The sequence below is a fragment of the Arthrobacter sp. zg-Y238 genome, from assembly GCF_024385525.1.
GTDB lineage: Bacteria > Actinomycetota > Actinomycetes > Actinomycetales > Micrococcaceae > Arthrobacter_B > Arthrobacter_B jinronghuae.
Genome location: NZ_JANFLU010000001.1, coordinates 232,616 through 257,187 on the forward strand (window position 1 = coordinate 232,616; position 24,572 = coordinate 257,187).

The window sequence follows — 24,572 nt, forward strand, 5'->3', positions numbered from 1 at the left end:
TCTTAGCGCTCAACCTCGCCGCGGATGAACTGCTCTACCTTTTCCTTGGCCAGGTCATCGTTGTACTGCTCCGGCGGCGACTTCATGAAGTAGCTCGAGGCCGAGAGGATAGGCCCGCCCACACCGCGGTCCAGGGCAATCTTGGCGGCACGCACGGCATCGATGATGACGCCGGCGGAGTTGGGGGAGTCCCAGACTTCCAGCTTGTACTCCAGGGACACCGGAGCGTCGCCGAAGTTGCGTCCCTCAAGGCGGACAAAGGCCCATTTACGGTCATCGAGCCACGCGACGTAGTCCGACGGGCCGATGTGGACGTCGTCGGCCTTCAGATGGGCCGAGGTGTTGGAGGTGACGGCCTGCGTCTTGGAGATCTTCTTGGATTCCAGGCGCTCGCGTTCGAGCATGTTCTTGAAGTCCATGTTGCCGCCGACATTCAGCTGGTAGGTGCGGTCCAGGATGACGCCGCGGTCCTCGAACAGCTTGGCCATGACGCGGTGCGTGATGGTGGCGCCGATCTGGCTCTTGATGTCGTCGCCGACAATCGGCACGCCGGCAGCGGTGAACTTGTCCGCCCACTCCTTGGTGCCGGCAATGAAGACGGGCAGCGCGTTGACGAAGGCGACGCCGGCGTCGATGGCGCACTGGGCGTAGAACTTGGCAGCCTGCTCGGAGCCGACCGGCAGATAGCAGACCATAACGTCCACAGCGTTGTCCCGAAGGGCAGCAACAATGTCCACCGGCGACGCATCGGATTCAGTGATCGTTTCCCGGTAGTACTTGCCGAGCCCGTCGAGGGTGTGCCCGCGCTGCACGGTGATGCCGGTCTGCGGCACATCGGCAATCTTGATGGTGTTGTTTTCGCTTGCGCCGATCGCGTCAGCCAGGTCGAGGCCGACTTTCTTGCTGTCGACGTCGAAAGCGGCAACGAACTGCACGTCATTGACGTGGTAGTCGCCGAACTTCACGTGCATCAGGCCAGGGACGGTTTCGTTGGGATCGGCGCTGCGGTAGTACTGGACACCCTGCACCAGCGAAGCTGCGCAGTTTCCAACACCCACAATTGCGACCCGGATGGGGTTCTCGGACACGGTTCTCCTTTGAAGAAAAATGTTGAACGCTGCGCCCCCGGCGCAGACAACCTCCACAGTCTACGTGCTTGGCATCACATCTTCCGCTCGGCCCGGACTGCCGGGTTCCCAGGGGGCTGTTTTCCCCCGTTCCCGTCCGTTTCCCCTCGGTTCCTGCCGTGGCCGAACGGGACGCGCACTGGTGGATACTGGACCCATGCAGCCCAACTCCCGGCGCGGTCCGCAGCGCATTGTGGCGCCCTCCCGCAACGATCCGTTCCTGAGGAAGTTCACGGAAGGCATTGGCGGTCCCCTGGGCCGCCATGCCGCCCCTGGCATCGTCTCGCCCGGATTCTTCACCGTGGAACGGGTGCTGGTCCTATTCACGATCGTCTCCGCACTGCTGGCCGTCCTGATTAAGACACCCTGCCGTGTGGGCGGCTGGGGCACCCCGGACCAGTTTTACGCCGCCTGCTATTCGGACTGGCCGGAACTTTTCCGTACCCGGGGGATAGGCGACGGCGTTTTCCCGTTCCTTACGGAGGGTGCGCTTTTTGAGTATCCGGTCCTCCTGGGACTCCTGGCCGGTGCCGCCGCCCTGGTGGTGCCCGGCGAAGGCGGCACGGCCTTGAGGTCGCTGCAGTATTTCGACGTCAACGCACTCCTGGCCACGGGGGCATGGATTGCCACGGTCATAGCCACCATGCGCCTGGCCGGGCGCCGCCCGTGGGACGCTGCCATGGTGGCGGTAGCCCCGGCGGCGATCCTGTCCGTCTTCATTAACTGGGACATTTTCGCAGTGATGCTGGCCACGGCCGGCATGTTGGCTTTTGCCCGGAACCGTCCGGTGGCAGCAGGCGTGCTGATCGGGCTGGGAACCGCGCTCAAGCTTTACCCCGTGCTGATTCTCGGCGCCGTGCTGGTGCTCGCGCTGCGGACGCTCCGCCTGCGCCCGGCGGTGCTGACCTTTACGGCTGCGGCAGCAACCTGGCTGGCCGTCAACCTGCCGTTCCTGCTCCGCGATTACGAGTCCTGGCGCTTCTTCCTCACGTTCACCCAGGACCGCCCGGCGGGCTACTCTTCCATCTGGTTCGCCTGGAACCTGACCGTGGAGCGGGCCGGCGGAACCGGCGTCGGACCCGAATTCATCAATCTGTGGGCCTACCTGCTGTTTGCACTGGCGTGCCTTGGAATCGCCGTGCTGGCGCTGCGATGCAGACGGCGGCCGCGGTTGGCGCAGCTGGTTTTCCTGATTGTTGCGGCCTTCATCCTCACCAATAAGGTCTACTCGCCGCAGTTTGTTCTCTGGCTCATTCCGCTGGTCGCCCTGGCCCGGCCGAGGTGGCGCGACTTCCTGATCTGGCAGTTCTTCGAAGTGATGCACTGGTGGGCTATCTGGATGTACCTCGCGAAAGAGACCTCCGGCGGCGCCGCCGAGAACAACCTCGATTCGCCCTACTACGTGCTGGCTGTTCTGGGCCATGTGCTGGCCACCGCTTATCTGATGTACCGGGTGGTGTCCGACATTCTGGAACCCGACGGCGATCCCGTTCGCCGGGGCGGCGTCGACGATCCGCAGGGCGGACCGTTCGACGGTGCCCCCGACCGCTGGGCCCTGCGGCGGCGAAGGCCGGTATCCTTGGAAACGCATGCGGCCCCGGCGAAAGAAGCACAGTGACCCCCGTTCCATACCGTTCCGAGCAGCTCACCCAAGAGGCGTTCGAGGCGCTCGCCGCCGCGCACCCCGATGTGGTGATCCCGCTGGAGCAAACCCCTTACTGGGCGGATTTTGAGCGGAAGCTTGGCCGCAGCCCGTACGGCATCTGGGCCTATTACGACGGCGACACCCTGGTTGCCACCGCCAGCTACCTTCGCTCCGAACGGCGGCTGCGGCCGTCCCTCGTGGTCGTCAACGGTCCCACCTGGTTCACCACGCGCACGCACAACGCCGAAGCCCGGCTCGTGTCCACTGTGCAGGAACAGTTCCGGGCCGATCCCGCCGTGGACCCGCTGTATATCCGGATGCAGATCGCGCATCCGCAGCTGCCCGTCACCGGTCCGCTGGAACACGGCTGGTACGAACGGGAAATCGTCGTCGACCTGACTCCGGATACGGACGAAATCTTTGCGTCGTTCCGTTCCAACGCGCGGAACCTGATCCGCAAGGCGGAGAAGCTGGGCGTCAAGGTCCAGACCATCGAGCGCGCCCGCTGGGCAGAGGTGTTCCGCACGGAACTGTTCCCGATCATGCAGGAAACCGCTTCGCGGGACGGCTTCTCGAGCTTCGAGTCCTCGTTCTACGAAACCCTGCTTACCGAACTCGGCGACCATCTGCGCCTCATGGTGGCGTACATGGACGGACAGGCCGTGTCCTGGCTGATCACCACCGAGTACCGCGGTTACTCCGTTTACTACTTCGCGGCGAGCTCGCACAGCGCCCGCAAGACCAATGCGCCCTACCTGCTGCTCTGGGAGGCCTTCAAGGTCCTCAAGGAAGCGGGCAACACGGCGTGCGGGTTGACCGGGATCGTCAGTGACAACTACCCGAGCCTGATTAACGTCACCACGTTCAAGCGGAACTTCTCCAAGACGGTGGTCACCATCCCCACGACCTATGACATTCCCCTGCATCCGCTGCGGTACGCTCTGGTGGCAAACGCCCTGAAGCTGCGGCGCGAGGCACCCGCGAAGCTGCGCAGCCTGCCGGCCTCCGCCAAGGGTCTTGCAGGCCGGATCACCGGACGGAAGGGCGAAAAGGCGGCCTAATGAGCGATGTCAGTGTAGTCGGGGCCGGTCCCAACGGACTCGCGGCGGCGGTCATCATGGCCCGCGCCGGCCTCGAGGTCGAGGTGTTCGAAACCCAGTCCACGGTCGGCGGCGGGAGTCGCACCAAGGAACTGATGGAACCCGGCCACCTGCACGACATCTGCTCCGCAGTGCATCCCATGGCCTTGGCCTCTCCGTTCTTCCGCAGCTTCGGACTGGACCGGCGGATTAACCTGGTGGTGCCGGAGATTTCCTACGCCTCGCCGCTCGACGGCGGCCGCGCCGCCCTGGCGTACCGGAACCTGGACCGGACGGTGGAGGGGCTCGGAAGGGACGGTGCCGCCTACCGGGGGCTGATGGAGCCGCTGGTCCGGCGCAGCGAGGCAATCACCGAACTGCTGATGGGTTCCCTCCTGAGTGTTCCCCGGGATCCGATTGCGCTGGCAAGCTTCGGACTGGCCGCCCTGGACCAGGGCACGCCACTGTGGAACCGGCGGTTCGTGGAAGACGCGGCGCCGGCGCTGCTCTCCGGCGTAGCGGCGCATCCGGTGGGGAAAATGCCCTCGCTGCCTTCCGCTGGCGGCGGATTGATGCTGGGCACCCTCGCCCATTCAGTCGGCTGGCCCATCCCGGTAGGCGGTTCCCAGGCCATCGCCGAGGCGATGGCCGACGATCTGCGGGCGCACGGCGGAAAGATTTCCACCGGCCACCGCATCACTTCCCTGGACGAGGTGGCGGGCTCCCGGGCCGTCATCCTCGACGTCTCCCCGTCGGTGCTGCTGGAGCTGGGCGGGGAGCGCCTGCCGCCGCGTTATGCGCGGGAGCTGGAACGCTTCCGCTACGGCAATGCTGCCTGCAAGGTGGACTTCATCCTCTCCGGCCCGGTCCCCTGGGCCAATCCGGAGATGTCCCGTACCGGCACCGCCCACCTGGGCGGCACCCGGGCGGAATTGGCCGCAGCGGAGGCCGACGTCGCGGCCGGCCGGCACCCTGCCCGCCCCTATGTCCTGTTGTCCCAGCCCAGCGGCTTCGATCCCACCCGGGCGCCCGCGGGCCGTTCCGTGCTCTGGTCCTACTGCCATGTGCCCGCCGAATCCACGGTGGACATGACAGAAGCGGTCACGGCGCAGATCGAGCGTTTCGCGCCCGGATTCCGTGATGTGATTGTCGATTCGCGGGTGACGACGGCGGCGGACCTGGCACAGTACAACGCCAACTACGTGGGCGGGGACTTCGGCGGCGGGGCGGTGACGCTGGCCCAGATGCTGATTCGTCCGGTCCTGTCCCCGAAGCCGTGGCGCACGGCGCTTCCCGGTGTCTACCTCAGCTCGGCGTCAACCCCGCCGGGACCGGGCGTCCACGGGATGGGTGGCCTGCATGCTGCGAAGCTGGCACTGAAGGACGTGTTCGGGCTGCCGATGCCGTCGCTGGAACCCGTGCAGGGAGCCCGTTAGGACCTCTGCCTCCCGGTCAACCGGGGGTTCCTTGGCGCCCGGGATCCACACTGCCTGAGATTGTGATCCATGCCATAGAACCTTGTATGTTATCGGGTACCGGCACCGCAGCCGGGTACTTGAACTGGGGGAACAAGTCATGGGGGACAGACAAATGGATAGCCGCAGCCCGGTTGATGGCGCACAGGGGAACCAGGGGGCTCCGCCGCCGCCGCCCGGCCCGGGCATCCAGCAGCAGCAGCACCCACAGCAGCCGCACCAGCCCAATCCCCAGGCACCGGCTCCCCAGGCACCGGCTCCGCAGGCACCGGCTCCGCAGGGGCAATGGCCCCAGGCGGCTCCTCCGCCACCCGGGGGACCCGGACTGCCGGGACAGGCATCGAAGCAGAACCCGAAGCGGCGTAAAGGCCTGATCATTGCCGGCAGTGTTGCCGCTGGACTGCTGGTGATTCTCGGTGTTGGCGGGTTCTTCGGCTACAAACACCTCAGCGAGACGACTTACAGCCCCCGGGTGCAGGCAGAGGAATACCTCCAGGCACTCGTCGACGCGGACGTGGAACGCGCGATGGAAATGGCTCCCGCCAGCGGGGACGAAAAGGACCAGCTGGACTACTCGCTCATGACCAATGAGATCTACTCCAAGGCGACCGACCGGATCTCCGGATTCGAAGTGACCAATGTGGAGGTCAACGACGACGGCACTGCCGACGTGAGTGTTGACGTCAAGCAGGGGGACGATACCGAGTCCATGCAGCTGAAGTTGTCAGAGAATGGGACGGAGGCCGTGCTTTTCAAGAAGTGGAAGCTGGATGCCCCGCTGGGCAGCTGGTCGCTGAAGTACAGTCTGGACGCGGACGCCTCCGGACCCGCCGTAAACGGCGTAGGCATTGAAGTGCCCGAGGACGGCAGGAAGCTGGCCGTGCTGCCGGGGGAGTACACCTTCAATGCACCTACCGGAACGAAGTTCATCAGCTACGGCGAGGACGAGAAAATGTCCGTCCGCCTGAACGGCCAGGAAGCATTGATGGGGGTCGGGTTCACCCCGGAGATCACGGACGCGGCGCGCGAGGAGATCAAGGCAAAAACCGCTGCGCACATCGAGGAATGTGTCGCGTCCACGGAGCTGATTCCCAAGGGATGCCCGAACCAGATGGATGACCAGGATCCGAACAACTTCCGCAATATCAAGTGGACCATGACCAAGGCACCCCGTTACGACAGCATCGAGGGTGACCCGACCGGACCGTTCAGGGTGGAATCCGTCGACGGGGCCTTTGCCTTGGACTGCGAGATGAAGCAGGGCGACTCCTGGGAACCGCAAACGGGCACGGTAGAGCTCTACTCGCTGCCGGCCGAGGTCTACATCCTGGGGGACGGCATTTCCATCCTGTTCCCCCAATAGCAGCAGGCGGCCCCGCCGGATCCGGCGGGGCCGCAATTGTTACCTCCGTCATAAACCCGATAAGTTATCGGGTGCCGGCCGCGCAGCCGGTTACTGAACCGGGGGAGCAAGTCATGGGGGACAACAACAAGGTGGATTACTACGGGACGGGGGCCGGAGTATATCCAGCCTCGCCGACGCCCGGTGCCGGCACCGAAGACCAGCAGGAGTGGCCAAAGCAGCAGTGGCCGCCGACGCCCGGACAGAGTGCCAAGCAGGGGCAGGCGCCGCCCCAAGCGGACCCCAAGCAGACTAGAACCCTGATGATCGCCGGCGGAGTTACCGCGGCAGTGCTGGTGGCCCTCATCGTCGGAGGGTACTTCGGCTTCAAGCACCTGAACGAGAACGTGTACGGCCCGCAGGTGCTGGCAGAAGAGTATCTGCAGGCAATCGTCGACGGGGACGTGGAACGGGCCGTCGGCATGGGTCCCGAACACAATTGGCAGAACTTCTCCTTGATGACCGATGAGGTCTACGCCAAGGCGGAAAACACGATCACCGGCTTCGAAGTGACCGATGTGGTGGTCACCGACGGCAAGGCTGACATCAGCGTCGACATCGAGCAGGGCGACGACACCCAAGCGGTAACCCTGGACCTGCGCAGCGATGGCACTGAGGCGTTGTTCTTTCGCAAATGGAAGCTGAACATCGGCCTGGAGAGCGCCGCGGTGCACTACATACTGCGGGGGGATGCCACTGCCGTGGCCGTCAACGGTGTGGACATTCCCGGCCAGGACATGGAGCTGCTCCGAAGCAGCACGATGTTTAATTTCCTGCCCGGCGATTACACCCTGGATGCCTCTACCGGTAGTCCCTACGCCGATTATCCTGACGAGTCGGTGAGCGTGCGGCTGAACCGGGACGGCACTGCTGCTGCGCAGGAACCCACCATTGACCTGAAACCGGTTCTGACGGACGCCGGCCGCGAGGAAATTCAGGCCGGGATAACGGCCCACCTCGAAGAATGCATGAAGTCCACGGAACTGATGCCGAAGGGCTGCCCGAACCAGTGGGAGGCCGAGGATCCGGATAGTTACCGGAACATCTCCTGGAGCATGCAGACTGCCCCCACCCTCGACCCCATCGAAAGCGATCCCACGGGACCGTTTTCGGTGAGGGCCGTGAACGGGGAATTCATCTTGGACTCCGAAGTGAACCGGGGCGACTCGTGGCAACCGCAGCGGGAGAGCTACCAGCTTTACTGGATGTACGCCGGTGTGGAGATCAACGGCGAGGAACTGTCCCTCACCTTCGCTGACTGACAGCACTCCCGCTCCGGACGGGACGTAGCCCTATTCGACCGTCAGCTCACCCATCCGCGACCATTCTTCGCCCTCAATAACGGTGTTGATGATCTTCGGGGTTTCCACCAGCGCCGGGACCATGTCCTTCATGGCCTGCTGGAAGTGGTCGCTCTGGACGTGGGCGGCCGCGGCGTCGTCCTTGAACGCCTCGACGAGGACAAACTCGTTGGGGTTTTCCAGGCTGCGGGACCAGTCAAACCAGAGATTGCCGGGCTCTGCGCGGGTGGCTTCGGTGAACCCTGCGGTCAGTTCCGGCCAACGCTCGGTCCACTCGGGCTTGACGAGGAACTTGACGGTAATGAAGATCATTTCGGTCCTGCTTTCTTGAGGTTTTCCTTGAAATTCCAAGGGTTTTCATCGTATGCCCGGACGGCGGCACCGAGCCACCGGAGGGCGGGACGGACGAAATGGGAAGATGGGTACGTGGCGCACCTCGACGTATCCAACATTGACTATTTCCTCTCCGACGGACGGCAGCTGCTCAACGGCGTCAGTTTCAAGGTCGGCGACGGGCATAAGACTGCCCTGATCGGCCCCAACGGCACCGGGAAAACCACCTTGCTGCGGATTATCGCCGGGGACCTGTTGCCGGACGAAGGCACGGTTTCACGGTCCGGGAACATGGGCATCATGCGCCAGTTCGTCGGGCAGGTCCGGGATGACAGCACGGTCCGCGACCTGCTCGTCTCGGCCGCGCCGCCGGCACTCGCTGCCGCTGCCCGCGAAGTGGACGCCGCCGAGCTGGCCATGATGGAGCACGACGACGAGCCCACCCAGATGCGCTACGCCACCGCCATCACCGAATGGGGCGACGTCGGCGGGTACGAGCAGGAGACCGTCTGGGACGAGGTGACCATGGCCGCGCTCGGCCTGCCCTTCGACCGGGCGCAGTACCGCAAGGCCGCAACCCTTTCCGGCGGCGAGCAGAAGCGGCTGGTCCTGGAAGCGCTTTTCGCCGGCCCCGACGAGCTCCTGCTCCTGGACGAACCGGACAACTACCTCGACGTGCCCGGCAAGCGCTGGCTCGAAGGAAAACTTGCCGCCTCCAAGAAATCCGTGCTGTTCGTCAGCCACGACCGGGAGCTGCTGGACAATGCCGCCACCCGCATCGTGACCCTGGAGCCGGGCATCAACGGCGCCTCCGCTTGGATCCACGGCGGCGCGTTCGGCAGCTACGTCAAAGCCAGGGAAGACCGCAACGCCCGGTTCGAGGAACTGCGCCGGCGCTGGGACGAGGAGCATCTCAAGCTCAAGGAACTCGTCAACATGTACAAAAACAAGGCCGCGTTCCGCTCCGACATGGCCAACCGCTACCACGCCGCCCAAACCCGGCTGGCTAAGTTCCTCGAAGCCGGCCCGCCGGAAGCCCTGCCCGTTGAACAGAACGTCAAGATGCGGCTGCGCGGCGGCCGCACGGCAAAGCGCGCCGTCGTCGCCGAGAAGCTGGAACTGACCGGACTGATGAAACCGTTCAGTACGGAAATCTGGTTCGGCGACCGGGTGGGGGTGCTCGGCTCCAACGGCTCCGGAAAATCCCACTTCCTGCGCCTGCTGGCACTGGGCGGCAGCGATCCGGATCGGGAACACGAGCCGGTGTCGGAGGTGGAGATCGCCCCGGTACCGCATGCCGGGTCGGTGAAGCTGGGTGCCCGCATCCGTCCCGGGTTCTTCGCCCAGACCATGATGCGCCCGGACCTCGCCGAACGGACCCTGCTGGACATCCTGCACCGCGGCGATGAACACCGGTCCGGGCTGGGCCGCGAGGCAGCCGCGGGAGCCCTGGACCGCTACGGTCTGGCCTCCTCTTCGGAGCAGAAGTTCGAGTCCCTTTCCGGCGGCCAGCAGGCACGCATGCAGATCCTGCTCCTGGAGCTGTCCGGCGCCACCCTGCTCCTGCTGGACGAGCCCACCGACAACCTGGACCTGCACTCGGCCGAGGCGCTGGAAAAGGCTATTGACGCGTTTGAGGGGACCGTACTGGCGGTCACCCACGACCGCTGGTTTGCCCGCAGCTTCGACAGGTTCCTGGTGTTCGGCTCCGACGGCAGGGTCTACGAGTCCGAGACTCCGGTCTGGGAAGAGAAACGCGTGGAGCGCGTGCGGTAGGGGACAATACTGGCGTGAACGAAAACAGTGCGCAGCCCCTCAACGATGCCGCCCTCCGGCACGAAACAGCCCTGAATAAAGCACTCATTGCCGTCTTCGTAATCTTCGGCCTCAACGGCCTGGTGTTTGCCAGCTGGGCGGCCCGCATTCCGGCCGCCGCCGAGGATCTGGGCATCGGTGCCGCCGGCGTCGGCCTGCTCCTGCTCTTTTCGGCCATCGGATCCGTGGCTGCGCTGCCGCTGGCCGGTTCGGTGGCCCAGCGCATCGGCACCGCGGGAACGGTGCGGGCCGGTGGAATTACGACGTCGGCGGCCTCCCTGGCTATTGCCGCCGGACTCAGTCTGGGGTCGATTCCGTTGACCGGTGCCGGCCTGCTGGTCTTCGGCGTCGGTATTGCCGGCTGGGATGTCGCCATGAACCTGGAGGGTGCCGACGTCGAACGCCGGGTGGGCCGGACAGTGATGCCCAAGTTCCACGGCGCGTTCAGCGCGGGGGCGTTTGTGGGGGCCATGATCGGTGCGGTGCTCTCCGCCTTGGGCGTCTCGCTGTCCCTGCACCTGCTGGGCATCCTGACCGTTGTCTGCATCGCGGTGCTGATTGTGCCGCGGAACTTCCTCCAGCTGCCGCACCATGCTTCCGCCGGCGGGGCCGACGCGACGGCTAACCCCTCCCGGTTCGGCGCCTGGCGGGAGGGGCGGACGCTGCTGATCGGCGTCGTCGTTATGGGCGCAGCGCTCACCGAAGGTGCGGCAAATGACTGGGTGGCGAAGGCGACCGTGGACGGACTGGGCACCAGCGAGTCCGCCGGTGCCGTGATGTTCGGTATTTTCGTGGCCGCCATGACCCTCACCCGCTGGTTCGGCGCCCGGCTGATCGACCGGATGGGCCGCGTACCGGCGCTGCGGGTGTGCATGAGCGCCTCGCTCGCCGGCCTGCTGCTCTTCGTTTTCGCCCCGAACCTCGGGCTCGCCGCCCTCGGCGCCGTGCTGTGGGGCATCGGTGCGGCCCTGGGCTTCCCGATGGGCATGTCCGCCGCCGGGGAAGATCCGGTCCATGCTGCGGGCCGGGTATCGGTGGTGTCCACCATCGGCTACATGGCCTTCTTTGTCGGCCCGCCGGTGCTGGGTTTCCTGGGCGAGCACTGGGGTGTGCGCAACGCCCTGCTGGTGGTGGGCGCGGCCATGCTGGTATCCATTGCTTTTGCTCCTGCCGCCGCCGAGCAGAAGGCCGAACCCGAATCCGCCTAAAGCTGCGGACCGTTTCTGTCCGCAAAGGACGGGCGCGGCGGGCCTCCCCGGTCCTACCCTCGACGCATGTCCTTTTCACCACAGTCCGCGCCGTTGATTTCCGCCGAGGGGCTGACCAAGGTCTACTCCTCGAAATCCGGTCCCGTGCATGCGCTGGACGGACTGGATATCACTGTCCCCGAAGGAACGGTGACCGCTTTGCTGGGCCCCAACGGGGCCGGGAAAACGACGGCCGTCAAAGTCCTGACCACCCTGATCCGGCCCAATTCGGGCACGGCCGTCATTGACGGCATCGACGTCCTCTCCGACCCCAAGGAAGTACGCCGCATCATTGGAGTGTCCGGCCAGTACTCCGCCGTGGACGAAAACCTGACCGGGATCGAAAACCTGGACATGGTGGGGCATCTGTACCACCTGCCCGCCCGGCGCGCGAAGGAACGGGCAATCGAACTCATCGACATGTTCGAGCTGTCCGACGCCGGCAACCGTCCGGTCAAGGGCTATTCCGGCGGCATGCGCCGCCGCCTTGACCTCGCCGGCGCCCTGGTGAACCAACCCCGGGTCCTGTTCCTGGACGAACCGACAACGGGGCTGGATCCGCGGTCCAGGATCGCACTGTGGGGCGTTATCACCGACCTCGTGGCCCGCGGGACCACCCTGCTGCTGACCACCCAGTACCTGGAGGAAGCGGACCAGCTGGCAGACAAGGTGGCCGTGATCGACGAGGGGAAGGTTATTGCCGAGGGCACCTCCGATGACCTGAAGGCACAGATCGGCGGGCACCGCGTGGCGGTGGCGCTGCATCGCCAGGAGGATGCTGACGAAGCGCTGTCCATCCTGGGCCGGCACGGCTCCGGGGATCCGCACGTTTCCGGCGACGGCCGCACGCTGGAGGTCGCCGTCGTCGACGGTCCCGCCGCGCTCCAGCGCATCCTGTCCGAGCTGGAGGCCGGCAGCATCGAACTTCATGACGCCGGCATCCGCCGCCCAACCCTGGACGACGTTTTCCTGCAGCTCACCGGCAAGCCTGCCGAAGCGGACAGCGAAACGGAGAAAGAGGAGGCACGCCCATGAGTGCGGCAGTATCGGCCACCGGCATCCGGGCCGGCAGCCCAAGCCTTCCGGCACGTTGGATCGGCGACGGCTGGACGGTCACCAAGCGGAACCTGATCAAGATCAAGCGCTCACCGGACATGATCATCTTCGCCGTGCTGCAGCCGATCATGTTCGTGCTCCTGTTCAGCCAGGTCTACGGCGGGTCCATTGCTGTTGCGGGAACGGACTACACCCAGTTCCTGATGGCAGGCATCTTTGCCCAAACCGTGGTGTTCGGGTCCACGTTCTCCGGCTCCGCCATGGCACAGGACCTGAAGGAGGGGATCATTGACCGGTTCCGGACCCTCCCGATGAGCCCGTCCGCGGTGCTGATCGGCAGGACCAACGCCGACCTGGCGCTGAACGCGATCTCCATGGTCATCATGATGGGGACCGGCCTGCTGGTGGGCTGGCGGGTGAACACCACACCCGGGCGGTTCCTGGCCGCCATCGCGCTGCTTTTGCTGTTCTCCTACGCCTTCAGCTGGGTCATGGCCCTGCTGGGTATGTCGGTGCGTTCACCGGAGACAATCAACAACGCGTCCTTTATGATCCTGTTTCCCATCACCTTTATCTCCAACGCGTTTGTGCAGAGTTCCAACCTTCCCGGCCCGCTGCAGACTTTTGCGGACTGGAACCCGGTCTCGGCACTTGTGCAGGCCGTGCGGGAGCTGTTCGGCAACCTTGGCACCGCCCCCGTGCCGGACACCTGGCCGATGCAGAACGCCGTTGCCACGGTGCTGATCGGCGCGGTTGTAATGCTCGTGATTTTCGTGCCGCTGGCAGTGCGGAAGTTCGAGTCGATCAGCTCCCGGTAGCGGGCCGGAGCCTTTTGGAAACGAGGATCAACCATGATTGAGGCCCGCAGTCTCGCCAAGGTCTTCGGCGGCAAGACTGCCGTCGACGGCATCACCTTCGATGTCCAGCCCGGCAAGGTCACCGGCTTCCTCGGCCCGAACGGGGCAGGTAAGTCGACCACCATGCGCATGATCATGGGGCTGGACTATCCCACCGCCGGCAGCGTGGCGGTCAACGGCCGGCCTTACGCCGAGCACAAGGCGCCTCTGCGGGAGGTCGGTGCGCTCTTGGAGGCGAAGGCTGTCCACCCTAAGCGGACGGCCTACAACCATCTGCGGGCGCTCGCCGCCAGCCACGGCATCCCCAAGGACCGCATCACCGAGGTCATCGAACTGACGGGCCTCGGTGCGGCGGCCAACAAGCGCGTGGGTGGTTTCTCCATGGGGATGGGCCAGCGGCTGGGAATCGCGGCGGCGTTGTTGGGAGATCCCCGCACGCTCATCTTCGACGAGCCGGTCAACGGCCTGGACCCGGAGGGCGTGCAGTGGGTCCGCCATCTTGCGAGGGGCCTGGCCGCGGAGGGCCGCACGGTGTTCATTTCCTCGCACCTGATGAGCGAGATGGCAGTCACCGCTGACCACTTGATCGTGATCGGCCGCGGCAGGATCCTGGCGGATGCGCCCATGGACCAGGTCCTCGCCGGTACCGGCCGTGAACGCACCTTGGTGCGCGCGGACGACGTCGATGCCCTGGCAGCGGCAATAGGTTCGGACGGCGTGGAAGTACGCCGCCCGGCACCGGGCCAGCTCGAAATCCTCGGGCTGTCCGCCCGCGGCATTGCCGAAGCCGCGCTGTCGCGGCGGATCCTGGTCACTGAGCTGACCCCGCGGCAGGCATCCCTGGAGGACGCCTATATGGAGTTGACCCGTGGAGAGGTCGAGTACCAGTCCCGGGATATCCATGAGGACGGTCGGGGAAATCCCTAGTCATCCCTAAGGGGGACCCCTGATTCATCCCTTGGACCGGTCCCGTTGCGGCGCCGGCCCCCTATGGTGGAGGTAGACCCCCCAGCTTTTGCTTCCCAACGTGAGGATCACCCATGATCGAGGCATCCGGCCTCTCGAAGCACTACGGCGGCAAAACCGCTGTCGACAATGTTTCCTTTACTGTCCAGCCCGGCAAGGTCACCGGTTTCCTGGGTCCCAACGGGGCCGGTAAATCGACCACCATGCGCATGATTGTGGGTCTGGACCGTCCAACTTCGGGCCGGGTGCTGGTCAACGGCAAACCCTATGCCCGGCACAAGGCACCGCTGCGCGAGGTCGGTGCCCTGCTCGACGCGAAAGCCGTCCACACCAAGCGCAGCGCGTACAACCACCTGCGGGCCATGGCGGCCACCCACGGCATTTCCGCCAAGCGGGTGAACGAAGTCATTGAGCTCACCGGCCTGGGCCCGGTAGCCAAGAAACGGGTAGGCGGCTTCTCCCTGGGCATGGGGCAGCGGCTTGGAATTGCATCGGCGCTGCTGGGAGACCCGCACACGGTCATCCTGGACGAGCCGGTCAACGGACTCGATCCGGAAGGTGTCCTCTGGGTCCGCCACCTGGCCCGGGGGCTGGCCGCGGAAGGCCGCACCGTGTTCCTCTCGTCCCACCTGATGAGCGAAATGGCGCAGACCGCGGACCACCTGATTGTGATCGGCCGCGGCCGGATCATTGCCGATGCGCCCATCGCCGAGATCATTGCCGGCCAGAACAAGGTACGCGTCCTGGTCCGTACGGACAGCCCGGGCGAACTGCTCCAAGCGCTGGCCGGGCCGGGAGTCAGCGGCGTGGAGAAGGAATCCGGGCTGCTGGAGGTCACGGGTGCGGGACCACGCACGATCGCCGAGGCCGCCCTGGACCGCCGGATCCTGGTGTACGAACTGACGCCCCTGCAGGTTTCCCTCGAGGACGCCTACATGGAGCTGACCCGAGACGACGTCGAATACCGGTCCCAGGACCTCCCGCAGGAGCTAACCGCCGCGGGAACTGCCTCCGGGAAGGGGAACTAGAACCATGAGTACCGCTACAACATCCAAGAATCCCGCGTCATCGCCGGCGGCCTCCTCCGGCTCCGGGCTGAGCTTCCTCCGGGTCCTGAAATCCGAGTGGATCAAGATCACTACGGTCCCTTCCACCGTAATCCTCCTGGCCATCACCGTGGTGGTGATGGTCGGACTCGCAGCTCTCGCTGCCTGGGGCACAGCCCAGATTGTCAATGAATTCGGCGGCGGTGCCGGCAGCCCGGAAGCAGCGCAGGCCGGGCCGCCTGCGGCCGACAGCCTGGTTCCGGAGATCCCCGCCAGCGGACTCTTCTTCGGCCAGTTGCTCATCGCTTCCCTCGCGGTGGTGCTCATCGCCTCGGAATGGGGCACCGGAATGATCCGCTCCACCTTCAGTGCCGTTCCGAAGCGCATTCCGGCGCTGCTGGCAAAGAACCTGCTTATCGCCCTGATTTCCTTCGTGGTCGGCGCCGGTGCCGCCTTCATTTCCTTCCTGGTGGCCCAGCCGATCCTGGGCAGCGCGGACCTCACCCTGTCCCTGGATGATGACGGAGTGCTTGCCAGCATCCTCAACACCGGAACGTGCCTGGCGCTGATCGCCGTGTTTGCCATGGCAATCGGAACCTTGCTGCGGAACACAGCCGGAGGTGTGGTGACTGCCATCGGCATCATCTTTGTCCTGCCCCTCGTAGTGGCCATCCTGGAGAACCTGGCGGACTGGATTCCGGACGCCGCACGGTTCCTGCCGAGCAACGCGGGAACCCAGCTGGTGACGGCCGGCCCGATTGCGGACGGAGCCCTCACCCAGCTGCAGGGCGGTCTGGTCCTCGCAGCCTGGGCAGCTGTACTGCTGATCGCTTCCCTGGTCGTAACCAAGAAACGGGACGTCTAGGGCACTGAACTTCGGCAAGGGTGGCGGCGGAAGAACGGCCGCCGCCACCCTTGCCGGAATCAAGCCTCACGAACAATTCCTCCACAACCCCCGGCAATGCTCGTGCCGGGGGTTCTTTACGCCCGCGAAGGCCGATGGTTACGCCGGGGCGGCGGGCTCTGGTTGAATCGGAGCATGTCTGACGCATTGGCCCACATAAATGACCTCGGCGCGTTTGTCAGCGCCTCGCCCTCCAGCTTCCACGCTGCGCGTGAAGGAGCGCGCCGTCTGGCGGAGGCAGGGTTCACGGAAGTATTCGAGACCGAAGATTTCCCGCGCTCGGCCGGAAAGTTCTTTGTAGTACGAGACGGCGCGTTCATCGCCTGGGTCACGCCGGAGGACGCCGGCCCCGCCACCGGGTTCTCGATCCTTGGTACCCACACCGACTCCCCGTCCTTCAAGCTCAAGCCGCGGCCCACCACCGGACGGCTCGGCTGGCTGCAGGCCGGCGTCGAAGTCTACGGCGGCCCGCTGCTGAACTCCTGGCTGGACCGGGAGCTGCAGCTCGCCGGACGGATGGTCACCCTGGCCGGCGAAGAGCGGCTGGTGGAGACCGGCCCGCTGATGCGCTTTCCGCAACTGGCCATCCACCTGGACCGGGCCGTGAACGAGGGCTTGAAGCTGGACAAGCAACAGCACATGAACCCGGTCTGGGGACTGGGGGACCCGTCTACGTCCGACCTCGTGGCGCTGCTGGCAGCCAAGGCCGGCCTGGCACCTGAGGAGATAGGCGGCTACGACATCGTTGCCGCAGACACCCAGGCGCCGCAGGTTTTCGGAGCCGAGGGGGAGTTCTTCGCCTCAGGGCGGCTGGACAACCTTTCCTCAGTCCACGCCGGCGTCGTCGCACTTATCGCGGCCGACGTCGCGCCCACGGCGCCGGTTGCCGTGCTCGCGGCGTTCGACCACGAAGAGGTGGGTAGCGGCAGCCGGTCAGGCGCTGCCGGCCCGTTCCTCGAAGATGTACTGCTGCGGATCGGTGACGGGCTCGGCGCGACGACGGCGGACCGTGCCCGGGCGATGGCCGCGTCCTTCTGTATTTCCGCTGATGTGGGACATGCCGTTCATCCCAACTACGCGGAGCGGCACGATCCCGCCAACCACCCGGTGCTCAACGGCGGGCCGCTGTTGAAGATCAACGCCAACCAGCGTTACACCACGGACGCCCCCGGCATGGCCCGCTGGGCGAGCCTCTGCGCGGCCGCCGAGGTGCCGTACCAGGAATTCGTTTCCCACAACTCCGTTCCCTGCGGCTCCACCATTGGACCCCTGACCGCAACCCGGCTCGGAATCCGGACCGTGGATGTCGGGATCCCCGTCCTCTCCATGCATTCGGCCCGGGAAATGGCAGGCGTAGAGGACCCCCGGCGCCTGGCAGCAGTGGCGCAGCTGTTCTTCGCGGCAGGGGCTGCCTGATCCCGGGTGGACGGGCCGCCGGAAGGACCGCCGGATCCCGGCGTGTCAATCCCGTCCCGGGAAATCGGATAGGATAGGAAAGTCTGTGCTGTCGGCTTCGGTCGGCAGATTCCCCCCGCTGCGGATCAGCTGCAAGCCGTGGGGGAGACAACGCAAAAGAACCTCCTGTTACGGAAATGCCGTGACCGTATAGCCCAAAGGAGGTGGGTTCACAAATGCGTGCTTATGAACTGATGGTAATCATCGACCCCGAGGTCGAAGAGCGTACCGTCGAGCCTTCGCTCGATAAGTTCCTCAATGTTGTCCGCAACGATGGTGGAACCATCGACAAGGTAGACATCTGGGGCCGTCGTCGACTGGCCTACGAAATCCAGAAAAAGACTGAAGGCATCTACGCGGTGGTTAACTTCACCGGTACGCCTGCAGCAGCAGCCGAGCTTGATCGCCAGCTGAGCCTTAACGAAACCATCATGCGCACCAAGATCATCCGCCCGGAAGAGCAGAAGATCTCGAAGAAGGATGCCAAGAAGGCCGCTAAGGACGCTGCAAAGGTTTCCGCAGAATAATTTCGGCAACCCGTACTGATATCAGGAGGCTTTCATGGCAGGCGAGACAACAATCACCGTCGTCGGTAACCTAACCAACGACCCGGAACTGCGGTTCACTCCGTCCGGTTCGGCAGTGGCGAACTTCACCATTGCTTCGACCCCGCGGACCTTCGACCGTCAGTCCAACGAGTGGAAGGACGGCGAAACGCTGTTCCTCCGCGCGTCTGTCTGGCGTGAAGCTGCTGAAAACGTCGCCGAGTCCCTCACCAAGGGAACCCGCGTAGTTTGCCAGGGCCGCCTGAAGTCGCGTTCGTACGAAACCAAAGAAGGCGAAAAGCGCACCGTGATGGAGCTTGAGGTCGACGAAATCGGCCCCTCGCTGCGTTATGCCTCTGCCAAGGTCACCCGCACCCAGCGCTCCGGCGGTGGTGGCGGTTTCGGCGGCAACAACGGCGGCGGCGGCGGCGGCTTCGGCGGCAACTCCAACTCCGGTTGGGGCGGCGGCCAGCAGCAGCAGGCGCAGTCCGCACCGGCTGACGATCCCTGGGGCGCCCCTGCGGGCGGCAACTCCGGTGGATGGGGCAGCGGCCCGGATTCGAACGATCCGCCCTTCTAAACCTCTTCATTCGAAGAGCGGCTACCCCCATTCGGGAGAAGCGGCCCTTCACCCGGCGCCTTCGGGCGCCATCCTCAGACGGCAACCGCCGTCGAGCCCATCCCGTGGAAAATGTATCCACGGGCTCCACTAGACATAAGGAGCTCCACGATGGCTAAGGCTGAACTTCGCAAGCCCAAACCAAAGTCCAATCCCTTGAAGGCCGCTGACATCACTGTCATCGACTACAAGGACGTAGCATTGCTGCGCAAGTTCATTTCCGACCGCGGAAAGATCCGCGCTCGTCGCGTAACTGGCGTCTCCGTGCAGGAACAGCGCAAGATCGCCCAGGCAATCAAGAATGCCCGCGAAGTTGCTCTCCTGCCTTACTCCGGCGCTGGCCGCGGCTAAAGGAAAGGAACCTAACTCATGGCAAAGCTCATTCTGACCCACGAAGTAACCGGTCTCGGCGCTGCCGGCGACGTCATCGAGGTTAAGGACGGTTACGCACGTAACTACCTCCTGCCCCGCGGCTTCGCTCTGACCTGGACCAAGGGTGGCGAGAAGCAGGTTGAGTCCATCAAGGCTGCCCGCGCTGCCCGCGAGCACGCTTCCCTGGAAGATGCTCAGAAGCAGGCTGCTGCTCTCTCCGCCAAGCCGGTCAAGCTGACCGTCAAGGCCGGCGAGTCCGGACGCCTCTTCGGTACCGTCAAGCCCGCCGACGTTGCCGCTGCTGTCGAAGCCGCCGGTCTCGGCGCCATCGACAAGCGCAAGGTTGAACTCCCGACGCACATCAAGTCGGTTGGTTCCTTCCAGGCCAACGTCCGCCTGCACAACGATGTTGCAGCCGTCATCGACCTCGAGGTCGTTGCAGGCTAACGTCTGACGCAGACACGCAAGCACCCTCCTGCCCTCTGGGCCGGGGGGTGCTTTTGTGTGGGGACCCGCTGCCGCGGCCGCCTTTCTCCCAGCTCCGGCCGCAGCCCTCCGCAATGCACGGTCCGCTGAGGCGGCTGTTGTGGATATCGCGGGGGACATTTGTGGATTTCGGCACCCCTAGGCCTGTTTGGAGCTCCTGTCAACACGGCCCCGGCGCCCCGGCGCGGCAGAAAAATAGTTTGTTTACACAGGTGTGGACAAGCGTTTGCCCTAGTCAGAGGCCCTTTTGTGGAAAAAACTAAGATTTATCCACATGCTTATGCCCAGCCTGTGCACAAGACACGCCGCGTTATGCACAGACTGTCCACAGGACCTGTGGATAACTCGTTTGTCGGCAGGGCGAAGGAGGCATACGGTTGCGGTGAATCCCTTCTTCAGACGCATGTCCGCCGGCTCGGATCCGTCAGCACCGCCGCCGCCGTTCCGGCCGAAAGTCAGTGCGGGCTGATAGAGATAGACAAGCCCTCCGGCAGGGCAGGGATCGAAACGTCTTAGCCTTTATTGAAAGGGTCACAGTGTCGCTCACGCATACGGACTCCCCGGCATCAACATCAAGTCCGGACTTCGCGAGGACACCGCCGCAGGACCTGGTCGCAGAACAATCGGTGCTTGGCGGCATGATGCTCTCCAAGGACGCCATCGCAGACTGCGTGGAAGTCCTGCGCGGACTCGACTTCTACCGTCCTGCCCATGAGGCCATCTACGAGGCCATCATTGATCTCTACGGCCGCGGGGAACCGGCCGACGCCGTCACCGTTTCTGATGAACTCACCAAGCGCGGCGAGATTGGCCGGATCGGCGGCCCGGCCTACCTGCACGAGCTGATCCAGTCCGTTCCTACCGCGGCCAACGCCGGCTTCTATGCCGAAATCGTGCGCGAGCGGGCGGTTCTGCGTCGGCTCGTTGGCGCAGGCACCAAGATTGTCCAGCTGGGCTACTCCAACGAGGGCATGGAAGTGGATGACATCGTCAACGCTGCCCAGGCCGAAATCTACGCCGTGGCCGAACGCCGGACTGCAGAAGACTACGTGCCCCTGAAGGACATCATCGAGGGCACGGTGGACGAGATTGAGTCCGCCGGACACCGCGGCGAAGGCATGACCGGCGTGCCCACCGGCTTCTACGAATTGGACGAGCTCACCCAGGGCCTGCACCCGGGCCAGATGATCGTTATCGCTGCCCGCCCCGCCGTCGGCAAGTCCACCTTCGCGCTGGACTTCGCCCGGTCCGCGGCCATCAAGAACAACATGACCACCGTCTTCTTCTCCCTCGAAATGGGCCGCAACGAAATCGCCATGCGCCTGCTCTCGGCTGAAGCGACCATCGGCCTTCAGGACCTGCGCAAGGGCACCATCAAGGACGAACAGTGGGGCAAGATCGCCACCACGATGGGGCGCATGAATGACGCGCCGCTGTTCATTGACGACAGCCCCAACATGTCCCTGATGGAAATCCGTGCGAAGTGCCGCCGCCTGAAGCAGCGCCATGACCTCAAGCTCGTGGTGCTGGATTACCTGCAGCTGATGTCCTCGGGCAAGCGCGTGGAATCCCGCCAGCAGGAAGTCTCCGAGTTCTCACGTGCACTGAAGCTGCTGGCGAAGGAACTCGAAGTTCCCGTGATCGCGTTGTCGCAGCTGAACCGAGGTTCGGAGCAGCGCACCGACAAGAAGCCCATGGTCTCCGACCTGCGTGAATCGGGCTCCATCGAGCAGGATGCGGACATGGTCATCCTGCTGCACCGCGAGGACATCTACGACAAGGAATCGCCGCGCGCCGGCGAGGCCGACGTCATTGTGGCCAAGCACCGTAACGGCCCCACCAAGACCATCGTTGTAGGGTTCCAGGGCCACTACTCACGCTTCTCGAACATGGCGGTTGAGGGCGGCAGCGGCTTCTAGCCGCCGCGTTCACCGCTCCTCCACCGCTTCCCCCACCGCCCCAGGAGATCCACCATGCCCAAGTCCAAGCCCCGCAAGAAAGCCGTCTCCAAAAAGAAGCAGGCCCGCCGCGCCGAGCATGAAGTCAATGCTCTGCTGCGGGGCGAAACCGCCTACTTCAGCGATGAGGCAGAGGCGCTGCTCACTGCCCGTGGCTGGATCAGCGAGCGGGACCAGCCCGGCGGCCCGGACCAGGGCGACGCCTGGTACTGGATGCCGTCCCAGCTGCCGGCGTACCTGGAGGAAGGCGAACCCGTCCCCACCTCCATCTACCCGTCTTCCGAAAGCACCTTCGTGAGCCAGCTGGCGACACCGGACGGCTCCGTTCCCCCCGTGGCGCAGACGGAGTACGACTCGCTGGAGGCACTCGAGGCGGACCTGGACCGGCTGCAGGCCTACCGGGTGCCCGACGACGCGTGGACCGTTCTGGGCGGAGGCCCGTCGGCTGAAGAGACACCCGGCGATCTCATCGACTCCATTACCGAGGAATGGGAGCTCATTGCAGAGCTTATCCACTTCCCGTACAGCAACGAGGCCGGTCCGCGTTCCTTTGCGGTCGTGGAGCAGGCCGTGCAGGACGGCAGGCTTACTGAGTACGCCTACCGGTCGATCCTGGCCGGCCGCGCCTAGCCCCGGCTTGAGGCGCCGGGGCCGCCGGCCGGCTCGCCATGGGTATCGTGGCTGGAGGCCAGCTGCCATGGCACGGAGGCGACCATGATGGCCGGCTCGAAGTGCAGCCGGGCTTTGATGCGCAGCGCAGTCTGGTTGTGCACCAGCTGTTCCCACCACCGGCCCACCACGTACTCCGGAATGTAGACCACGAACAGTTCCCGCGGCGCGTTGCGCCGGGCATCGCGCAGGTACGCCAGCACGGGGGAGATGGTCTCCCGGTACGGCGAGGAGAGGACCGTCAGCGGCACTGGGATCTGCAGGCGCTCCCAGTCGGCCAGTGTGCGGCGGGTGTCCTCCGGATCAAGATCCACAATGATCGCGTTCAGGCTGGAGGGACGGGACGCCCGTGCATAGGCAATGGCGCGCAGGGCGGGCTTGTGGACCTGCGAGATCAGGATCACCGCATTGACCCGGGACGGCAGGGCCAGACCGTGGTCGTCGGCGCTGAGCGCCAGCTCGCGGGCAACCGTGTCGTAATGGACCCGGATGCTGTACATGATCACGTAGAGCACGGCCATGGCCAGCAGGGCAATCCACGCACCGTGGGTGAATTTGGTGATGATGACGATGAGCAGCACCAGGGCGGTCATGCCGAAGCCGATGGAGTTGATCGCCCGCGAACGCTGCATCCGGCGTCGTACGTCCTTGTCCCGTTCGGTGCGCAGCTTGCCGGTCCAGTGCCGGATCATGCCCAGCTGGCTGGCGGTGAAGGAAACGAAGACCCCGACAATATAGAGCTGGATCAGCTGGGTCACATCGGCGTCAAACGCCACGATGAGCACCAGGGCGCCCAGGCCCAGAGAAATGATGCCGTTGCTGAACGCCAGCCGGTCCCCGCGCGTGCGCATCTGGCGGGGCAGGAACCCGTCCTTCGCCAGGATCGAGGCCAGCACGGGGAAGCCGTTGAACGCGGTGTTGGAGGCAAAGACCAGAATCAGCCCGGTGGCGGCCACGACAAGGTAGAACGCGATGCTGCCGTCGCCGAAGATGGTCTCCGCCAACTGGCTGATTACCGGATGCTGCACGTAGTCCTCGCCCACGGGGGAACCGTTGGCTGTGAGCTGGGTGGCCGGGTCCTGGGCTACGTGGACCTTGGTGAGGTTGGCCATGGCGATGATTCCGCCGATCATTGCTGCGGAAATCACGCCCAGGAGCAGCAGAGTGGTGGCGGCATTGGCGCTCTTGGGTTTGCGGAACGTCGGGACGCCGTTGCTGATGGCTTCAACGCCGGTGAGTGCGGCTGCGCCCGAGGAAAAGGCACGCAGCAGCAGGAGGACGCCGGCAAGCCCTACCAGCCCTTCGTCGAAACCTGATTCCCGCACCAGTTCGAAGGATGCCGAAGGGGCCTGACGGAGGTTTCCGCTGAGGAACTGGAGGAAGCCGGTGAGGCACATGCCCAGCACGGAAGCCATGAAGATGTAGGTAGGTACGGCAAATAAGGCGCCGGCCTCCCGGATGCCGCGCAGATTCACCAGAACCAGCAGCGCGACGCCGATCACGGCGATGGTGGCCTGGGTGCCGTGCAGTGCGGGGATGGCCGTCACAAGGTAGGACGCCGCGGAGGACATCGACACAGCGACGGTGAGCACGTAGTCCACCAGCAGTGCGGAGGCGACGGTCAGGCCGGCGGGCTTGCCCAGATTGGTGCTCGCAATTTCATAGTCACCGCCGCCGGACGGATACGCGTGCACGTTCTGCCGGTAGGAGGCGACCACCGTGAGCAGCACAATGATGACGGCCAGCCCCACCCAGGGGGAGAGGGTGACGGCAGCGACGCCGGCCAGCGCCAGGGTAAGGAGAATCTCATCGGGCGCGTAGGCAGCAGATGAGAGGGCGTCCGAGGCAAAAACCGGGAGCGCGATCCGCTTGGGGAGGAGGGTGTGCGAGAGCCGTTCGTTGCCGTAAGGACGCCCGACCAGAATGCGTTTGAGCGCATTGAAGAATGTGAGCACGAGGACCAACGTTAGACCCGTCCGCCTGCACTGTCCAGAAGCGGAAAAACGCGGTGGCTGCGCCCTCCTCCGGGCCTGGCTGCCCGGCTGGATGCCCGGCTGGGCCACCTGCACCATCCGGCACTTGGGCACCATCATCGGAGCGCGATCGCGGGGGCCTGATAAGGGCATCCGGTGTCGGGGCAGGCGGTTGATGGCGGAGCGGGGATCGATTCCGGCCAGGAGTTAGAGGTTGCCGTCTTTTAGTGGCCTTCGTCACC

Annotated in this window: 22 protein-coding genes; 19 read left to right on the plus strand and 3 right to left on the minus strand. The window is 64.9% G+C overall.

The window, feature by feature from the left end:
• Positions 1-2: 2 nt before the first annotated feature.
• Positions 3-1,088 carry an inositol-3-phosphate synthase gene (locus tag NNX38_RS01195; RefSeq protein WP_255796338.1) on the minus strand — a complete coding sequence of 362 codons (1,086 nt, stop codon included), beginning with the start codon at positions 1,086-1,088 and terminating at the stop codon, positions 3-5.
• Positions 1,089-1,284: 196 nt separating this feature from the next.
• Between NNX38_RS01195 and NNX38_RS01200 the strand changes: the two genes are divergently transcribed.
• From NNX38_RS01200 to NNX38_RS01220, 5 genes are all read left to right on the plus strand, one after another.
• Positions 1,285-2,745: a glycosyltransferase family 87 protein gene (locus NNX38_RS01200; RefSeq protein WP_255796339.1), complete on the plus strand. Its 1,461-nt coding sequence runs from the start codon at positions 1,285-1,287 to the stop codon at positions 2,743-2,745.
• Positions 2,742-3,833 carry a peptidoglycan bridge formation glycyltransferase FemA/FemB family protein gene (locus tag NNX38_RS01205; protein WP_255796340.1) on the plus strand — a complete coding sequence of 364 codons (1,092 nt, stop codon included), beginning with the start codon at positions 2,742-2,744 and terminating at the stop codon, positions 3,831-3,833. Before NNX38_RS01200 ends, NNX38_RS01205 begins: the two co-directional genes overlap by 4 nt.
• On the plus strand, positions 3,833-5,287 hold the full coding sequence (locus tag NNX38_RS01210; RefSeq protein WP_255796341.1) for an NAD(P)/FAD-dependent oxidoreductase: 1,455 nt from the start codon (positions 3,833-3,835) through the stop codon (positions 5,285-5,287). The genes NNX38_RS01205 and NNX38_RS01210 overlap by 1 nt, the downstream gene beginning before the upstream one ends.
• 154 nt (positions 5,288-5,441) lie before the next feature.
• Positions 5,442-6,689: a hypothetical protein gene (locus NNX38_RS01215; RefSeq protein ID WP_255796342.1), complete on the plus strand. Its 1,248-nt coding sequence runs from the start codon at positions 5,442-5,444 to the stop codon at positions 6,687-6,689.
• Between the two features lie 113 nt (positions 6,690-6,802).
• A complete protein-coding gene (locus NNX38_RS01220; RefSeq protein ID WP_255796343.1) occupies positions 6,803-7,990 on the plus strand; it encodes a hypothetical protein in 1,188 nt (395 codons plus the stop codon).
• A gap of 30 nt (positions 7,991-8,020) precedes the next feature.
• Here the strand turns inward: NNX38_RS01220 and NNX38_RS01225 are convergent, their stop codons facing one another.
• Positions 8,021-8,341 (minus strand): putative quinol monooxygenase, encoded by a 321-nt coding sequence (locus NNX38_RS01225; RefSeq protein WP_227920318.1) that lies wholly within the window; start codon positions 8,339-8,341, stop codon positions 8,021-8,023.
• A 114-nt stretch (positions 8,342-8,455) separates the two neighbouring features.
• Between NNX38_RS01225 and NNX38_RS01230 the strand changes: the two genes are divergently transcribed.
• The 14 genes from NNX38_RS01230 (at position 8,456) to NNX38_RS01295 (ending at position 22,318) form a co-directional block, all read left to right on the plus strand.
• Complete coding sequence (locus NNX38_RS01230; protein ID WP_255796344.1) at positions 8,456-10,138, plus strand: ATP-binding cassette domain-containing protein; 1,683 nt, start codon at positions 8,456-8,458, stop codon at positions 10,136-10,138.
• A gap of 14 nt (positions 10,139-10,152) precedes the next feature.
• Positions 10,153-11,385: an MFS transporter gene (locus tag NNX38_RS01235; RefSeq protein ID WP_370646349.1), complete on the plus strand. Its 1,233-nt coding sequence runs from the start codon at positions 10,153-10,155 to the stop codon at positions 11,383-11,385.
• A gap of 66 nt (positions 11,386-11,451) precedes the next feature.
• Positions 11,452-12,459: an ATP-binding cassette domain-containing protein gene (locus tag NNX38_RS01240; RefSeq protein ID WP_255796345.1), complete on the plus strand. Its 1,008-nt coding sequence runs from the start codon at positions 11,452-11,454 to the stop codon at positions 12,457-12,459.
• Positions 12,456-13,298: an ABC transporter permease gene (locus NNX38_RS01245; RefSeq protein ID WP_255796346.1), complete on the plus strand. Its 843-nt coding sequence runs from the start codon at positions 12,456-12,458 to the stop codon at positions 13,296-13,298. Before NNX38_RS01240 ends, NNX38_RS01245 begins: the two co-directional genes overlap by 4 nt.
• Positions 13,299-13,331: 33 nt before the next feature.
• Positions 13,332-14,264, plus strand: coding sequence for an ABC transporter ATP-binding protein (locus tag NNX38_RS01250; RefSeq protein WP_255796347.1), 933 nt, complete (start codon positions 13,332-13,334; stop codon positions 14,262-14,264).
• 113 nt (positions 14,265-14,377) lie between these two features.
• Positions 14,378-15,331 (plus strand): ABC transporter ATP-binding protein, encoded by a 954-nt coding sequence (locus NNX38_RS01255; RefSeq protein ID WP_255796348.1) that lies wholly within the window; start codon positions 14,378-14,380, stop codon positions 15,329-15,331.
• A 4-nt stretch (positions 15,332-15,335) separates the two neighbouring features.
• Positions 15,336-16,214: an ABC transporter permease gene (locus NNX38_RS01260; RefSeq protein WP_255796349.1), complete on the plus strand. Its 879-nt coding sequence runs from the start codon at positions 15,336-15,338 to the stop codon at positions 16,212-16,214.
• A gap of 174 nt (positions 16,215-16,388) precedes the next feature.
• Positions 16,389-17,669, plus strand: a complete 1,281-nt coding sequence (locus NNX38_RS01265; protein WP_255796350.1) for a M18 family aminopeptidase — start codon at positions 16,389-16,391, stop codon at positions 17,667-17,669.
• 215 nt (positions 17,670-17,884) lie between these two features.
• Complete coding sequence (gene rpsF / locus NNX38_RS01270; RefSeq protein ID WP_227920298.1) at positions 17,885-18,235, plus strand: 30S ribosomal protein S6; 351 nt, start codon at positions 17,885-17,887, stop codon at positions 18,233-18,235.
• A 34-nt stretch (positions 18,236-18,269) separates the two neighbouring features.
• On the plus strand, positions 18,270-18,833 hold the full coding sequence (locus NNX38_RS01275; RefSeq protein ID WP_255796351.1) for a single-stranded DNA-binding protein: 564 nt from the start codon (positions 18,270-18,272) through the stop codon (positions 18,831-18,833).
• Positions 18,834-18,983: 150 nt separating this feature from the next.
• A complete protein-coding gene (rpsR, locus tag NNX38_RS01280; RefSeq protein ID WP_007269381.1) occupies positions 18,984-19,223 on the plus strand; it encodes a 30S ribosomal protein S18 in 240 nt (79 codons plus the stop codon).
• 18 nt (positions 19,224-19,241) lie between these two features.
• Positions 19,242-19,691: a 50S ribosomal protein L9 gene (gene rplI, locus NNX38_RS01285; protein ID WP_255791275.1), complete on the plus strand. Its 450-nt coding sequence runs from the start codon at positions 19,242-19,244 to the stop codon at positions 19,689-19,691.
• A 575-nt stretch (positions 19,692-20,266) separates the two neighbouring features.
• A complete protein-coding gene (gene dnaB, locus NNX38_RS01290) occupies positions 20,267-21,649 on the plus strand; it encodes a replicative DNA helicase (protein ID WP_229951200.1) in 1,383 nt (460 codons plus the stop codon).
• A gap of 54 nt (positions 21,650-21,703) precedes the next feature.
• The gene (locus tag NNX38_RS01295) at positions 21,704-22,318 is read left to right on the plus strand and encodes a cell division protein CrgA (protein WP_255796352.1); all 615 of its coding nucleotides are present in this window, start codon (positions 21,704-21,706) and stop codon (positions 22,316-22,318) included.
• On the opposite strand, the gene NNX38_RS01300 is transcribed toward NNX38_RS01295, so the two are convergent.
• A complete protein-coding gene (locus NNX38_RS01300) occupies positions 22,315-24,312 on the minus strand; it encodes an APC family permease (RefSeq protein ID WP_255796353.1) in 1,998 nt (665 codons plus the stop codon). The genes NNX38_RS01295 and NNX38_RS01300 overlap by 4 nt on opposite strands.
• Positions 24,313-24,572 lie beyond the last annotated feature (260 nt).

Coding starts and splice junctions, on each gene's coding strand:
- NNX38_RS01200 (WP_255796339.1), top strand. CDS start 1,285: ATGCAGCCCAACTCCCGGCGCGGTCCGCAGCGCATTGTGGCGCCCTCC.
- NNX38_RS01210 (WP_255796341.1), top strand. CDS start 3,833: ATGAGCGATGTCAGTGTAGTCGGGGCCGGTCCCAACGGACTCGCGGCG.
- NNX38_RS01215 (WP_255796342.1), top strand. CDS start 5,442: ATGGATAGCCGCAGCCCGGTTGATGGCGCACAGGGGAACCAGGGGGCT.
- NNX38_RS01220 (WP_255796343.1), top strand. CDS start 6,803: ATGGGGGACAACAACAAGGTGGATTACTACGGGACGGGGGCCGGAGTA.
- NNX38_RS01225 (WP_227920318.1), bottom strand. CDS start 8,341: ATGATCTTCATTACCGTCAAGTTCCTCGTCAAGCCCGAGTGGACCGAG.
- NNX38_RS01240 (WP_255796345.1), top strand. CDS start 11,452: ATGTCCTTTTCACCACAGTCCGCGCCGTTGATTTCCGCCGAGGGGCTG.
- NNX38_RS01245 (WP_255796346.1), top strand. CDS start 12,456: ATGAGTGCGGCAGTATCGGCCACCGGCATCCGGGCCGGCAGCCCAAGC.
- NNX38_RS01250 (WP_255796347.1), top strand. CDS start 13,332: ATGATTGAGGCCCGCAGTCTCGCCAAGGTCTTCGGCGGCAAGACTGCC.
- NNX38_RS01255 (WP_255796348.1), top strand. CDS start 14,378: ATGATCGAGGCATCCGGCCTCTCGAAGCACTACGGCGGCAAAACCGCT.
- NNX38_RS01260 (WP_255796349.1), top strand. CDS start 15,336: ATGAGTACCGCTACAACATCCAAGAATCCCGCGTCATCGCCGGCGGCC.
- NNX38_RS01265 (WP_255796350.1), top strand. CDS start 16,389: ATGTCTGACGCATTGGCCCACATAAATGACCTCGGCGCGTTTGTCAGC.
- rpsF (WP_227920298.1), top strand. CDS start 17,885: ATGCGTGCTTATGAACTGATGGTAATCATCGACCCCGAGGTCGAAGAG.
- NNX38_RS01275 (WP_255796351.1), top strand. CDS start 18,270: ATGGCAGGCGAGACAACAATCACCGTCGTCGGTAACCTAACCAACGAC.
- rpsR (WP_007269381.1), top strand. CDS start 18,984: ATGGCTAAGGCTGAACTTCGCAAGCCCAAACCAAAGTCCAATCCCTTG.
- rplI (WP_255791275.1), top strand. CDS start 19,242: ATGGCAAAGCTCATTCTGACCCACGAAGTAACCGGTCTCGGCGCTGCC.
- NNX38_RS01295 (WP_255796352.1), top strand. CDS start 21,704: ATGCCCAAGTCCAAGCCCCGCAAGAAAGCCGTCTCCAAAAAGAAGCAG.